Annotated in this window: 13 protein-coding genes and 1 pseudogene; 9 read left to right on the top strand and 5 right to left on the bottom strand. The window is 45.3% G+C overall.

Annotated elements, in window-relative coordinates; all coding sequences use genetic code 11:
- Nucleotide 1 precedes the first annotated feature (1 nt).
- From F0261_RS08810 to F0261_RS08785, 6 genes are all read left to right on the top strand, one after another.
- Nucleotides 2-991, top strand: a complete 990-nt coding sequence (locus F0261_RS08810; protein ID WP_171337759.1) for a DUF547 domain-containing protein — start codon at nt 2-4, stop codon at nt 989-991.
- Nucleotides 978-2381 carry an ABC transporter substrate-binding protein gene (locus F0261_RS08805; protein ID WP_171337758.1) on the top strand — a complete coding sequence of 468 codons (1404 nt, stop codon included), beginning with the start codon at nt 978-980 and terminating at the stop codon, nt 2379-2381. Before F0261_RS08810 ends, F0261_RS08805 begins: the two co-directional genes overlap by 14 nt.
- Nucleotides 2381-4180, top strand: coding sequence for an ABC transporter permease (locus F0261_RS08800; protein ID WP_171337756.1), 1800 nt, complete (start codon nt 2381-2383; stop codon nt 4178-4180). Before F0261_RS08805 ends, F0261_RS08800 begins: the two co-directional genes overlap by 1 nt.
- Before the next feature lie 54 nt (nt 4181-4234).
- Complete coding sequence (locus F0261_RS08795; RefSeq protein ID WP_171337754.1) at nt 4235-4864, top strand: ATP-binding cassette domain-containing protein; 630 nt, start codon at nt 4235-4237, stop codon at nt 4862-4864.
- Between the two features lie 76 nt (nt 4865-4940).
- Nucleotides 4941-5606 (top strand): CDP-alcohol phosphatidyltransferase family protein, encoded by a 666-nt coding sequence (locus F0261_RS08790; protein WP_014979165.1) that lies wholly within the window; start codon nt 4941-4943, stop codon nt 5604-5606.
- A 72-nt stretch (nt 5607-5678) separates the two neighbouring features.
- Entirely contained in the window at nt 5679-6548 is an 870-nt protein-coding gene (locus F0261_RS08785) for a sterol desaturase family protein (protein WP_171337752.1), read from the top strand.
- A gap of 60 nt (nt 6549-6608) precedes the next feature.
- Here the strand turns inward: F0261_RS08785 and F0261_RS08780 are convergent, their stop codons facing one another.
- Entirely contained in the window at nt 6609-7382 is a 774-nt protein-coding gene (locus tag F0261_RS08780) for a DNA/RNA non-specific endonuclease (protein WP_171337750.1), read from the bottom strand.
- Nucleotides 7383-7523: 141 nt separating this feature from the next.
- A complete protein-coding gene (locus F0261_RS08775) occupies nt 7524-8099 on the bottom strand; it encodes an exopolysaccharide biosynthesis protein (protein WP_171337748.1) in 576 nt (191 codons plus the stop codon).
- 141 nt (nt 8100-8240) lie between these two features.
- On the opposite strand from F0261_RS08775, the pseudogene F0261_RS08770 reads away from it, so the two are divergent.
- A pseudogene (locus tag F0261_RS08770) lies at nt 8241-8561 on the top strand (diguanylate cyclase); the annotation flags it as partial.
- A 109-nt stretch (nt 8562-8670) separates the two neighbouring features.
- Here F0261_RS08770 and F0261_RS08765 read toward each other — a convergent pair.
- Both F0261_RS08765 and F0261_RS08760 read right to left on the bottom strand, forming a co-directional pair.
- Nucleotides 8671-9732 carry an alcohol dehydrogenase family protein gene (locus F0261_RS08765; protein ID WP_014979170.1) on the bottom strand — a complete coding sequence of 354 codons (1062 nt, stop codon included), beginning with the start codon at nt 9730-9732 and terminating at the stop codon, nt 8671-8673.
- Between the two features lie 64 nt (nt 9733-9796).
- Nucleotides 9797-10315, bottom strand: coding sequence for a TetR/AcrR family transcriptional regulator (locus tag F0261_RS08760; protein ID WP_014949290.1), 519 nt, complete (start codon nt 10313-10315; stop codon nt 9797-9799).
- A 278-nt stretch (nt 10316-10593) separates the two neighbouring features.
- Here F0261_RS08760 and F0261_RS08755 point away from each other — a divergent pair, with 278 nt between their 5' ends.
- Together F0261_RS08755 and F0261_RS08750 are read left to right on the top strand one after the other, a co-directional pair.
- The gene (locus tag F0261_RS08755; RefSeq protein WP_014979171.1) at nt 10594-11340 is read left to right on the top strand and encodes a hypothetical protein; all 747 of its coding nucleotides are present in this window, start codon (nt 10594-10596) and stop codon (nt 11338-11340) included.
- Between the two features lie 50 nt (nt 11341-11390).
- The gene (locus F0261_RS08750; RefSeq protein WP_014979172.1) at nt 11391-12197 is read left to right on the top strand and encodes a DUF3307 domain-containing protein; all 807 of its coding nucleotides are present in this window, start codon (nt 11391-11393) and stop codon (nt 12195-12197) included.
- A gap of 141 nt (nt 12198-12338) precedes the next feature.
- Here the strand turns inward: F0261_RS08750 and F0261_RS08745 are convergent, their stop codons facing one another.
- Complete coding sequence (locus tag F0261_RS08745) at nt 12339-13268, bottom strand: LysR substrate-binding domain-containing protein (protein WP_171337746.1); 930 nt, start codon at nt 13266-13268, stop codon at nt 12339-12341.
- Nucleotides 13269-13301: the final 33 nt, after the last annotated feature.

Raw genomic sequence — 13301 nt, 5'->3', positions numbered from 1 at the left:
TGTGAAAAAAGCATTAGCGGTGACAAAAGGATTCGCGGTGAAAAACGCATTGGTGATGGCGAGCGAACAAGTAATGACAAGAGTAATCGCGATGTCCAGACGAATCACTATTAAAAAATTTGGTCGATTGGCAGTAAGCAGCATCATGCTGCTTGCTACAAGCGTAAGCTTTTCTGCTTTCTCTGATGAAGCGGTGCCAAAGCAATTGAACAGGCTACACGAACCGTTTAGTGCGTTACTAAGCGAGCATGTGAAAACCATAGACAATGGTGCCAGCACGCAAGTTGATTACCATGGGTTTAAACAAGATAGGGAACGTTTAACTCAGTATTTAAATAGCTTAGCCAAGGTAGAAAAAAGTACCTTTGACGGCTGGAGCAAGGCCGACCAACTGGCATTTCTTATCAATGCATACAATGCTTATACCGTTGAGCTAATCCTAACCGAATTCCCAGACATAGACTCTATTCGCGATTTAGGCAGCTTTTTCTCGTCGCCATGGAAAAAGGAAATTGCGCCGCTACTTGGTAAAACCCGTACGCTGGATGAAATAGAGCACGAACTTATTCGCGGACAAAATAAAACCACAAAAGGATATAACGAACCCCGAATTCATTTCGCCGTAAACTGTGCCAGTATTGGTTGCCCTGCGCTGCGAGAAGAAGCGTATGTTGGCGCAAGGCTAGATAGCCAGCTTGACGCACAAACCAAGCGTTTTTTAGCCGATACGTCTCGCAACAGAATGGACGGTAACACCTTGAAGCTTTCAAAAATATTCGACTGGTACAGCGAAGATTTTGAAAAAAACACCAATCGGAAAAGTGAACGTTGGCAAGGTATTAAAAACGTAAACACGGAAAATCTCAGCCAATTTTTGCTGTTATACAAAGATGCATTAAACCTATCGAGTCAGCAGGTTTCAGTGCTTGAGCAAGATAACGCAGAGCTAGAATTCTTAGATTACGACTGGGCACTCAATGCCACGCAATAGCGCTTCAGTTAGCACGAAAGCGGCTTGTTTACGCCGCTTTGGCAAGTTTAGTCGCCTCATTAAGGGGCTGGCACTGGCATCAGTTGTTTTCAGTTCTCAGCTAATCACGGCTTCTCATTCATTTGCGGTACCGTTTGATATTCCCAGTGTTGATGGTTCTATTGTTGAAGTTTCTGGCAATGAAATACAGAGCCAGCCTCAAGCGCCAACACGTGCGTCAACGGCGGTCAATCGCACTTCAGCGCAATCGCCTAAAGACGACACACAAAGCAAACCTCTGGTACGTTTTCATGCATGGGGGGGGAGCGCTCAAGTAAATGGTTATTTGCAATGGGTCGCCGCGCAAGTTAGCCAGCGTTTTAACATCGAACTGCAGCACGTTAAGCTTGCTGATACCAGTGACGCCGTGTCACGCGTATTAGCAGAAAAAGCGGCCGGTAATCACGATAACGGCAGCGTAGATTTAATATGGATAAATGGCGAAAACTTTGCGGCAATGAAAAAGCATGACTTGCTCGCTAAAGACTGGGTTAAAGAACTTGATCATTTCGCGCTAACCCGCCCGGAAAAGAACTCTGCCATGGTAACCGATTTTGGCGAACCCACGCTTGGTATGGAAGCGCCGTGGGGGAAAGCGTCCATGGTGTTTTATTATCGCAGCGCGCACATGAGAGCGCTAGGCACTGCGCCTCCTCAAACCATTAATGAACTGCTTCGCTTCTCTCAAAAAGCGCCAGGACGCTTCACTTATCCAGTGCCAAGCGATTATTTAGGCATTAGCTTTATAAAATACGCAGCAATTGCACTTAACGGCGATAAGCAGTCTTTGTTTTACCGCCCCGTTACTGAACAGTCTCTTCAGGCTGTATTGCCAGCGCTTTGGACTTATTTGGACCAGCTGCATCCCACTATGTGGCAGCAAGGGAAGTATATGCTTCGCCAAGCCTCACAACTTCAACGCTTGGTTGGCACAGGTGAGTTAACACTCGCGTTTTCATTTACCGCCGCTGAAATTCCATCTGCCGTAAATCGTTTTGATTTACCCGACGATGTTCGCACTTATGCCATGCAAGATGGTAGCCTTGCTAATGTCCATTTTGTGGGGCTGGCCTACAATTCTACAAACAAAACAGCAGCAAAGACAGTAGTAAATTTTTTGCTTTCGCCAGAGGCTCAGGCCGAGAAGCAAAAGCTGGCGGTGTGGGGCGATGATACGGTTCTTGATATGGCATCGCTGACACAAGCACAAGCTATGCTGTTTAAAGACGAGTCTGTGCACAAATCTGCCCTCGACAAATCTCAGTCAGCGGTGCTGTTAGCCGAACCCCATGCAAGCTGGACTGATAAATTGCGCGAAGCCTGGTATGAACGTTACGGGGCTCGCTACTAATGTTTACTCACATTACACTTGTTGCACGCTGGTGCTTGCTACTTTTACTTTGTATTCCCGTATTGGCAGGGCTGGTAGGGGTAATATTTCCTGCGTTAGGTTATTTCCCAGCTATCGGCGCAAACGCCTTTTCAACGCAAGTGTTTGCTACGCTATTCGGTCTCCCTGACATTTGGCAAATGATGTGGTTGTCGCTTTTTACGGGCATAGGCTCAACCCTTTTAGCCGTAATAGCAGCGTTTTGTATTCTCGCCACGTTTTACCAGTCTTCCTTGCTTGGCAAAATTCAGGGTGTGTTAAGCCCGTTTCTAGTGTTTCCCCACGCGGCTGCGGCCATTTCCCTTTTATTTGTAGTTAGCCCTTCTGGTATCTTTGCAGCAATCACCACGCGCTTGAATGCGTATTTTAGTCATGCTTTCACAACCCCCTTTGTTAATGAAATCAGCGAAATGGCATTGCCCGCTGCAAATGATGGAACGCTACTTTATGACGGTCTAGGACTAAGTATACTTATCGCGCTTAGCCTGAAAGAGCTGCCGTTTATTTTGTTAATGACGCTAAGCGTTATGTCTCAGCCGCTGGTGAAAAAGAAACTCACGGGGTATGTAAAGGTGGGGACAGCGTTAGGTTATTCGCCTACTGCGAGCTTTTTTAAACTGGTGCTGCCGACAATTTTTTCCCAGATAAAGTTACCGCTTTTAGCAGTGCTAGTTTTCGCCACTTCAAATGTAGAAATTCCACTTATTCTGGGACCGAATAATCCAAGCACTTTGGCTGTCGCCATTATGCACTGGTTTAATCATATTGATTTGTCCATGCGACTGCTTGCAAGTAGCGCTGCTGTGGTTCAGGTGGCAGTTTCAGCCGTGGCGGTACTGTTGTTTTTTGGTATAGAGCGATTAGTGACTTACACCGGTAAGCGCAGCCTTTCAGGTGGAAATCGATATTTTGCTGATGTAGTGTTACGCGCGTGCGGCTTTGCCATCATGGCGTTTTACATTATCTTGATTTGCACAGTGGTATACACGGTTGTTGTGTACTCCTTTGCTAAGCAATGGCATTTCCCGCTGTTATTGCCAGAGGGGCTAACACTGCTGCATTGGAATACGGCAACAAGTGCGCTGACAACACCGCTTATTAATACCTTATTGCTTGGCGCGCTGGTGAGTACAACTTCATTGGTACTTGTTTTATTTACCCTGGAAAGCGAACAGTTAAAGCCAGCGCGTGCTCTTGCTTCGAATGCATTTTCTGTCTCTCTATTTTTGCCACTATTGGTACCTGGCGTAGCTTTCCTATATGGTCTGGTCTGGTTCCAGCAGCTTGTTTTTCAAAACGCCGTATGGTTTCACACCTATGTGGCGCACATGGTTTATGTTGTGCCCTACGTGTTTTTATCGATGGCGGTGGCGTATAGGAAGTTTGACAACCGATACGCCATGGTGGCGCAGAGCTTGGGCAAAACGCCGTGGCAGGTGTTTTACCATGTTAAGCTGCCTTCGTTGTTCAGCGCCATTATGGTGGCATGGGCGTTGGGGCTGGCGATTAGTTTTAGCCAGTATTTACCTACCTTGCTGGCGTCTGGCGGGACGCTCCCTACTGTTACTACCGAGGCTGTAGCGTCGGTATCGGGGAGCAGTACGCGACTTACTGCGGTGTATGTCATTATTCAAGCGGTAATGCCGTTAATTGGATTTATGATCGCTTGGTACATGCCTGCAGTTGCAACGAGAAGACGAAGTAGGCAAATGCTGGTATCAGATCCTCACAGCAATCGTTCTGCAGACCCGGTGCAGTAAAAGCGCATGGCTAACATAAAAACAAGAACAAAAACTACAAGGGCGTAATTTATAGTGCTTAGTTTAGAAAACGTCGTTATTTATCGCGATGACAAGCCGCTGCTTCAGTTAAGTTCTGAGGTAGCAAAGGGGGAAGTGCTGACCGTTATGGGACCTAGCGGCGCAGGTAAATCTACTTTGCTTCAAGCCATCGCCGGACAGCTTCAGGCTCCCTTTAGCGTTACTGGACAAATTAAAATTAACCACGTGGTGATAAACGATATCGATGCGCACCTTCGCAAAGTGGGTATTATGTTTCAAGATGCGCTTTTATTTGAACACATGACCGTGGGAGAAAACATTGCGTTCGCTATGCCTGATAAGGCATATAAAAACAAGCAATTGAAACACGATGCCATTAATGCGTTATTAGTAGCCGTCGAACTTGATGGCCTCGCTGACCGGACTGTGAATACGCTCTCTGGTGGCCAGCAGGCCAGAGTAAGCCTTATCAGAACGTTAGCTTCTGAGCCTGATGTGGTATTGCTTGACGAGCCGTTTAGCAAACTAGATGTAGCCCTTCGTAGTCAAATCCGCAACTGGACATTTTCGCAGCTAAAAGCACGTAATATACCCGCAGTATTAGTGACGCACGATAAAGACGATGCGCTAGCCGCAGGCGGCAACGTCATAGAAATTTTATAGCGGTATTACATAGGTACTGCCGAAGGTAGTACTGAAATAGTAAAAAAATACTGCAGAGCGAGTAAAGAGACATGTTATGTTAGATGCCAAAGTTACCCCTTTTATAAAGCCACTTTTAAAACCGTTGATAAAAGCGCTAAACAGCAAGGGCGTTACCCCAAATCAGGTTACGCTTGCCGGGTTTGTCATCGGTGTTCTTGCGCTTCCCTTTATTATTCTTAACTGGTGGAATATGGCGCTAGTCTGCATCATATTGAATCGTGTTTTTGATGGAATTGACGGTGAACTGGCACGCTATCAGCAAAGTAGCAGCAGTGCGGGTGGTTTTTTGGATATTTGCTTAGATTTTCTATTCTACGCTTCTATTCCTTTGGCGTTTGGCATTGCTAACCCTCAAGAGTGGGGCATACCAGCAATGGTGCTGTTAGTTACCTTTATTGGCACTGGCAGCAGTTTTTTAGCCTTTGCCATTGCAGCAGAGAAGTTTCAAATAGATAGGCCCCAGTTTGCTAACAAGAGTTTTTATTATATGCAGGGGTTAACCGAAGGCACTGAAACCATTTTAGTGTTTTTGGCGTTCTGTATTTGGCCGCAGTATTTTGCAACGCTTGCCTATGTGTTCGCCGCAGCCTGTGCCGTAACAGTCATTACTCGCATAGCAGGGGGCTTTTCTACGCTTCACAGGGTAGAGCGCGACGCTGCAAAGTCAGAACGCACAGTGCCTTCTTCAGGTTATGAATGATGGTGAAAGTTCTCGTAGCAGTAAAAGTAATCTGAATTTTGGAAGTAATTAACGTGATAAAGGTAATTTGCTTTGGATAATACCGCGGTTATTCGCTTAAGCGTATTTCTTGGCGTTTTTGTGCTTATGGCAGTACTTGAAGCACTGTTGCCAGCGCGAGAAGCCGTGCTTAGTAGGAAAACACGCTGGTTGAGTAACTTGTCCATGGTGGTAATGGGGGCACTGGTATCGCGTATTTTGCTTCCGGCCACACTCGTTGGTGTGTCTTTATGGGCGCAGCAGAAAGGCATAGGTGTGTTCAACGTTTTACTGGATGCCGTGCCGGCTGATGCTTCAAGCTCCAATCAACTGCTAAACAGTGGTGAGCCTCTCAATAATTCATCAACGTATCTTGTTCATATAGCCATCGTAACGTTAAGTGTTTTACTACTTGATATGCTTATCTATTGGCAGCACCGACTTTTTCATACCGTGCCTATGTTGTGGCGCTTTCATAAAATGCACCATGCCGACAGTCATGTCGACACCACTACAGGCCTTCGCTTTCATCCAGTTGAAATTGCTATGAGTTTAGGTATTAAAGCCGCGGCGGTAGTGATACTGGGCGTGCCTGCTATTGCTATTGTTATCTTTGAAGTGGCGCTAAATGGCTTTGCCCTTTTTAATCATGCCAATGTTAGATTGCCACAGAAGTGGGATGATAGAATTGGGCTTGTGCTAATCACCCAGCGCTTACATCGCATTCACCATAGCCAGGCTAAAAATGAATCTAATTCTAACTATGGCTTTAGCGTATCTTGGTGGGACAGGCTTTTTAAAAGCTTTACCCCGAGAGCGAAGCAAAGCGACGAAACGCTTTCCATAGGCCAACAGGATGTGCCTGCGGTAAAAGAGAATGCTTCAATTCGTGCCTTGCTACTGCAACCCTTTAAAAGCAACTAGCTAGCAAATAAAAAGGCTGTCTATCAATAATAGCTTTACATTTGTATGCCGAAAAAAGACTTAGCTACAGCCAAGTCGCATAGCTAGCTTACCGAGCATGCCTTCAATGATTTCCTCACTTTCATCGGGCAAAACTGGCATAATGTCTAACCCGGTTCTCGCTTCTACTTCATCAATGGTAACTTGCGTTGCGCAGTAATCATCACGGCGAGAAGCATTTTGCTGCATGATAAATGCAGAGGCTTCCACCAAACCGTGAACTTCACTCACGATGACTTTAAAATAACCACTAGGGATGCTGTGCAACTCATCAGCACCCGGTAACGCAGCGAAAAAAGTCTCGTAAAGAGGGCCCGAAACTACATAAACGTCTTGCCCTGTTCTCACTAGACTACGTACAGCATTCTCTAATTTAACCCATGGACCTTGGTTTAAATCAGAATCTTGAGGTGTAATATTTGAAAGGTAATTAAGTTCCCGCCAGTCAGGCGAGTTGCTAAAAGAGGCAAGCGGAACTTGATGACCTCTGTCTGTACCTATACCGCGCCACGCACCTTTATAGTCATTTGGCTCTAATGTGCTTTCATCATCCAACTTAGGGTCTGCTTTCCAGTTACGGCTTCTAGATGGGCCGTCAATAGTCTCAGGCGTAACATGATACGCCACCCAATTAGCAAACTTTGTTTGTGGGTTATTATTCAGTGTATAAATGGAGCGAGTTATGGTTTGTCCACTTAATCCAATAGGGCAGCTGAATACACAGTTTTCAGCAAAAGCTTTAAAAGCAGGGAAAACAAATGATACAGCAAGAGATACGACAATAAGTCTCTTCATTATTTTTCGGCTCTATTCTGATGAAAGTAATAATCTGTACTAAAGTACAGTTGTTTAATTTCACGAATAGTACGTAAAAGCTACCACAAAACAAGTGGTTGTCGCCTAAAGTAGGGGGAACACTATAGCCGGTACTTATTGTTACATCATCGCCAGTGCCTTTACCACCAAGTACCCGGTTCCTAATTGAAGCAGCATGCCAATAATAAGAAAGACGCCGTCACGGTTCGTTACTCCAAGCGCGGTAACGCAAAGCGCAAAAGCGGGCAAGGCTACCGCAAAGGGCAATACCTCCAGAGGTATCATGCAAAGTGATGCAATCGCGCAATATGCCGCAATAATATTCTTTGATGGAGTATGTGAAAGAAAGGTAAGCCTAGGTTTTAATAGTTTTTCAGCTTTCTGCGCATACGGCTTGGCTTTTTCAACTGCGCTATCTAGTTTGTGAGTAGACACCTCTTTATTTTTAATAAATGTGGGAAGCCACGGACTGCTTTTTCCTATGGCGACTTGTAAACATATAAAAAATAAAGTGATTCCACACAACGTGGGTACGCCTGGGATGGCGCCAGTTGGAAGCAGAGCGATCAGGGCAGGCATCAATAAAAGGGGTCCAAAGCCCCTGTCTTCGAAGCGTTCTATGACCTCACCTAGTGACGTAGTATCATCGCTCTCGCTGTACATGTTATCCATTAATTCAACAATTGAATTTCCCATATTCGCCTACTAATTCCAATTTAATGATCGCTATACCTATCATTACGCTTTTTCCTTAAATAAGTTTAATTAAGTGCCGGTGCACGTTGTGGGATAAATAGAGTTTTCGCTAGTTAGAGATTAACTGCTACATTAACTAATAGCTGCTTAGGTAGTGACGATCTAGTGGCCCGCTATGGCGGTGAAGAATTTGCCGTTATTTTACCTAATACTCGGCTTGATGAATTCCACGCTATCGCTGCACGAATTATTCGTAACGTGAAGTTTCTTAATTTCCCACATCGGGCGTCGGACTATCACGGTAAACTTACGGTAAGTATCGGTATGGCGTCTATGGAGCTGAATCCACCACGCCATAATCCTGCTCCGCAAAGCAAAGAGAGTGCTTTATCGCTGGTTCAGCAGGCAGACAGAGCTCTTTATCAAGCTAAAGCGTCTGGGAGAAACTGCGCTAAACTTTAATCCGTATAAACGTCAAACTCTTAGAGTTTACTTCACCCTTTTGTTTAGCGCAGTCCGGCTCCAAGACACTTACCATGTAAATAACGTTGGCGAAATTGAACCTATCGTATTAGGATTTGTTTTCTCCAACTGTCAGTACCATCTTGCCAATATGCTTCTTCTTCTCAAAGTCTTGTTGTGCCTGACAAATTTCAGCGAGAGGGTAGGTGGCAGATACAAGCGGTTTAATGCTTCCTTTTTCGATGTGTTTCACCAAGTTTCCAAACACCTCACTCTCCAAAATCGTACACCCTAAAAGGGCTAAGTCTTTTAGGTAGAGTGTACGCACATCTAACGTCACCTCAGGGCCGGCGATTGCGCCAGAGGTGGCGTAGCGCCCAAATGGTTTAAGTACCTCAAGGAGTTCAGGCCAGCGCGGGCCAGCAACAAGATCAATTACCACATCGAAAGCTTCGTGTTTTGCTAAGCTTGCCCAGTCACCATTGCGTAGCACGGTTTCATCGGCGCCTAATGCTTCTAGAGTAACGCGTTTTTCTTCACTTGTTACCGCTATTACGTATGCGCCTCTCGCTTTCGCTAGCTGAACTGCCGCTGAGCCTACGCCACCCGATGCACCTGTAATGAATACGCGTTCACCTTCTTTTACATTTGCACGGTGTAGCATGTTTTCGGCAGTCGAATAAGAGCAGGGGAACGAGGCTAGTTCCACATCTGTCATGGTTGAGTTTACGGCATGGGCATGGCGCGATGCGACTTTAGTAAATTGTGCGAAGCCTCCATCACACTCGGAACCAAAGTACCAAGGCGAATCGAGCTTTTGACTGTTAACTTCAGTCAGGCATGGCTCTATGATCACACGCTCTCCAATGCGTTCTTGACTAACATTTTTACCCACGGCAACAATGTAGCCACACACATCAGCCCCTTGGATAAGCGGCAGAGCCAGCGCATTGCCGGCCCACCCAGCATCTTCTGCATTGTTGTCGCCTTTGGAATACCAACCTTTTCGCGTATTTAAGTCGGTGTTGTTTACCCCCGCAGCGCGTACTTCAATAAGTACATCGTTGTCGCTGAGTGTAGGCAAAGGTATGTTTTCGTTAAATGTAAGCGCGTCGAGATCGCCATGTTTGGTTAACTGAACGCCGTACATTTCATTTGGTAATGATTTCATATTGTCCTCCAGAATTTTTGCTTTAGACGAGAAAGGTAATGGTTGATGCAAGTGCTAAGAAGGGCTAATCAAGTAGTACTGTTAGTGCGCCTTTCGCTGCGGTTAATGCTTTATCACCAATCGTTGGCCATGCTGATGACATGCCCTCATGTAGCAGGAACACGCTGTTTGAAAGGGCTGGGTCTTCGAGCTTTTCATTCAGCCACGTTAGCACCGCGTGTTTGTGGTTGTTCACAGCGGTTTCAATTTGAAGATTATTGGGGTAACTCGCCAAAGCCTGCAATGACATGCAACCTCTGGGAGCGAATGTCGTTAGCCACACCGACAAGCGTTCAAATATGTGGTTAATTGCTTCGTTACGCGTCGAGGGACAGTTTTCTTCCAGAAACGCGATGTAGCGGCTGTGACGATAGTCGAGCGCGCCAATAATCATGTCTTCTTTTGAAGGGAAGTATTTGTACAAGGTTTTTAGTGTGGTGCCAGTGTAGTCCTTGAGTTTAGCCACATTAGGCTCTGCGAATCCGTAAAGGGCAAAAGCTTGCTCTAGTTTCGAAGCTAACTCAGATTGTTTGGGCGCGGTCATACCGGGTCTCCTCGAAAACATTTGTTATTTTCGTCTGCTTGGCACATCGCTTGTTAACCAATTAAACAGATGTTAAGTAGAATGAATATTCTACTCTAGGGTAGAATAAGTATTCTACTTAATCAACAGCCGCTATACGTTCTTTGTTATATTTAGCTTTCCGTTACGCAATTTAGTCACATGTGACTTTGTGATTAATAATAATCACATTTTGCTGTGTGATTGTTTTTGAATTTGAGATGGTAGCGTGTCATAGTGGACCCCTGAACGGGAAAAAAGTGTCTATTGAAAGTAGAAAAGACAACGCGGCGCATAGTGAAATGACAAGAAAGAGTGCTTTAACAAGCAATACAAAAAAGCGCGCTGGTGTGATTACCGGTGACGTCTCCAACTCTCAGTCTTATTCTGATGCTGAATTCAGAGAGATAATTGCTACGCTGAGAGAGCGTTTAACATACTACGCCGAGTACTACGGTGGAGACTTTGATATTTATCGAGGAGACGCATTCCAGCTAGTTGTTGCACAACCACAGCATAGCATTGCAGCCGCAGTTGGATTGCGGCTAGCTCTTAAGGCGCACGCTTCAGGAGTAGATGTGCGAATGAGTGTTGCTGTGGGAGAAGCGCAATTTCGCCCTTCAGAAGTAAAAACTGGCACTGGAGACGCATTTGTGTTGTCAGGACGAGGGTTAGATAACATAAAGCCGCACCATCTTACTTTTTGTAGCGGTGAACAAACACTCGACGACAAAACGCAGCTCTTAACACGTTTTGCCGACGCGCATATCAATGGACTGACACAAACCCAGTCGCAAACCTTACTCGCGTATCTTGAAGCCACGGATAAGAGCCATGAAAGTGTAGCGGCCATACTAGATAAAAATCGCAGTAATGTAAGTCGAATTCTCAATGCCAGTAACTATAAACTGATAGCGGAATATCTCGACTATATGGAGAGAGCGCTCATGTTATGGGTTCAAGAAGGAACCTCATTAAAAACGGAACAATTGACCAAGGAAGACTAACGTGATGACGGGTTATACAAAAAACATAATGCTTGCAACAGGAGAGCCAAATGCTTGCTGAACCTCAACTGCTGGTGGCACTCGTGTTAGCGCATCTATTAGCAGACTTTTATTTTCAACCGTTTACCTGGGTACAGCAAAGAAACGAACGGCACGCACTGGCTTTGCCCTTATACCTACACGCAATCATACACGGTATACTCGCGGCAGCAGCAATGTTCTTGTTTTCATCAACGATAAGTATCGCAAGTATAGGTGTTAGTGCAATTGTAGTCGCCGTTTCTCACTTCAAAATTGACGTGATTAAATCGTATTGTAAGCAAAACACTACGTCTTTTGTTGTCGATCAAATAGCGCACATTGTCGTGATCTTAGGCGTATTTTTGTATGCCACCAACCAGTGGCGCGAGGCAGTGGGACTACTTCAGCGGGTAGGTACATCGCACCTATTAGTGATCTTGGCCTATTTGGCGGTACTCAAGCCCAGTTCAGTTATTATTAAACAGCTGCTGTCGCCTTGGAGCGATGAAGTATTAGCTAACAAAATGCCGTCTTCTCACCCCAATGACCCGCCCACAATAATTACAGAGGCACAACAAACTTTATCACTGGCAGGTCAACGAATTGGCTATTTAGAGCGTGTGCTCATGCTTACCTTTGTATTGTTAAATCAGTTTTCTGCCATAGGTTTTCTTATTGCGGCTAAATCTATATTTCGCTTCGGCGACCTCACTAAACACCAAGACAGAAAATTAACTGAATATGTACTTTTGGGCACCTTCACCAGCGTGGCGATGACGTTTGCAATTGGCTTGGCATGCGCAGCGGCATTAGGGCAATTACCCATAAAGTCTTAGCAAGGGCTTTATTGCGTTATTATTGTGCGAAAGACCGCTTAGCGCATCTGCAGCAAGTTAAAAACGATACCCTAGCGCACTGAAAGCAAACAAGTTACTAACGCTTGTTGAGAGTAGATGCACAGTAAAAACCAACAGGCTCTAGCGTAAAACGGCGTGTTTTTCTTCAAGAAAGTCAATTAAGGCCCTAATTCTTTGGGCCTTTTGACTATGTTGCTGAAAATACATAAACAGCCCTGAATAAGGAAACCAGTTCTCTTTAAGTACGGGAACAAGCTCGCCAGTTTCAAATAATTCATCCACCATAGGTTTAACAATTCTTCCTACACCTAACCCTTTTTTGGCAGCATCAATCATCAAATCTGTATCGTTGACTACCATAGCAATCGGCATTGAAACACTTACAGCTTGCTGGTTTTGCCACAGATGAAGTGGCGCAAGTTTGTTAGAGGTAATAAAACGATATTGAATGAGCTTGTGTTGCTGAAGGCTATCAATAGACGAGGGAAGGCCATACTTTTTAGCGTAGTGAGGTGAGCAGAACAAACATTCTTTAGTGGCTTTAGTTAATCGCTTTGCCACCATGCCTTCTTCTATCCTATCACCAAAGCGAATACCCACATCCATCCCATCGGTAATCAAATTTACGGCTGCATCGGTAATCAAATTTACGGCTGCATCGTTTATCGATACCTCAAGCTTTACGTCTGGATAGCGCTCGCAAAACTCTTGGTAATAAGGCGCCAGAAGCTGTTGGAAGGCGAAGCGGGGAGTGGTAATACGAACCGTGCCCCTAGGGGTATAGCTAAGGGCGTTAACCTCTTCAAATGCAATATCTAACGTGTCGATAGCATGATGAGTTTGCTGCTTAAGTAACTTTCCCGCATCGGTTAATTCAACTCTACGCGTGGTTCGATTGAACAAAGGAACGCCCACACTTGCTTCTAGAGATTTAAGCGCGTGGCTTACAGACGGTGGTGCCATTTCTAACTGGCGAGCAGCGCCACTAATACTGCCTTCGTCGGCAATAGCATGAAAAACAATAAGTTGTTGAAATGTGGTGCCGTTCACTTATAGCGCCTCTTGAAAGTCTAAGTGACAAAT

This window comes from Alteromonas sp. 07-89-2 (assembly GCF_013113925.1).
In the GTDB taxonomy this organism is placed as follows: domain Bacteria; phylum Pseudomonadota; class Gammaproteobacteria; order Enterobacterales; family Alteromonadaceae; genus Alteromonas; species Alteromonas macleodii.
Note: the sequence above shows the minus strand (reverse complement) of the source record. Positions and strands in the feature narration are given on the sequence as shown.

Excerpts from the sequence above, each read along its gene's own strand:
- F0261_RS08805 (WP_171337758.1), top strand. The coding sequence starts at position 978 with ATGCCACGCAATAGCGCTTCAGTTAGCACGAAAGCGGCTTGTTTACGC.
- F0261_RS08800 (WP_171337756.1), top strand. The coding sequence starts at position 2,381 with ATGTTTACTCACATTACACTTGTTGCACGCTGGTGCTTGCTACTTTTA.
- F0261_RS08790 (WP_014979165.1), top strand. The coding sequence starts at position 4,941 with ATGTTAGATGCCAAAGTTACCCCTTTTATAAAGCCACTTTTAAAACCG.
- F0261_RS08780 (WP_171337750.1), bottom strand. The coding sequence starts at position 7,382 with ATGAAGAGACTTATTGTCGTATCTCTTGCTGTATCATTTGTTTTCCCT.
- F0261_RS08775 (WP_171337748.1), bottom strand. The coding sequence starts at position 8,099 with ATGGGAAATTCAATTGTTGAATTAATGGATAACATGTACAGCGAGAGC.
- F0261_RS08765 (WP_014979170.1), bottom strand. The coding sequence starts at position 9,732 with ATGAAATCATTACCAAATGAAATGTACGGCGTTCAGTTAACCAAACAT.
- F0261_RS08760 (WP_014949290.1), bottom strand. The coding sequence starts at position 10,315 with ATGACCGCGCCCAAACAATCTGAGTTAGCTTCGAAACTAGAGCAAGCT.
- F0261_RS08750 (WP_014979172.1), top strand. The coding sequence starts at position 11,391 with ATGCTTGCTGAACCTCAACTGCTGGTGGCACTCGTGTTAGCGCATCTA.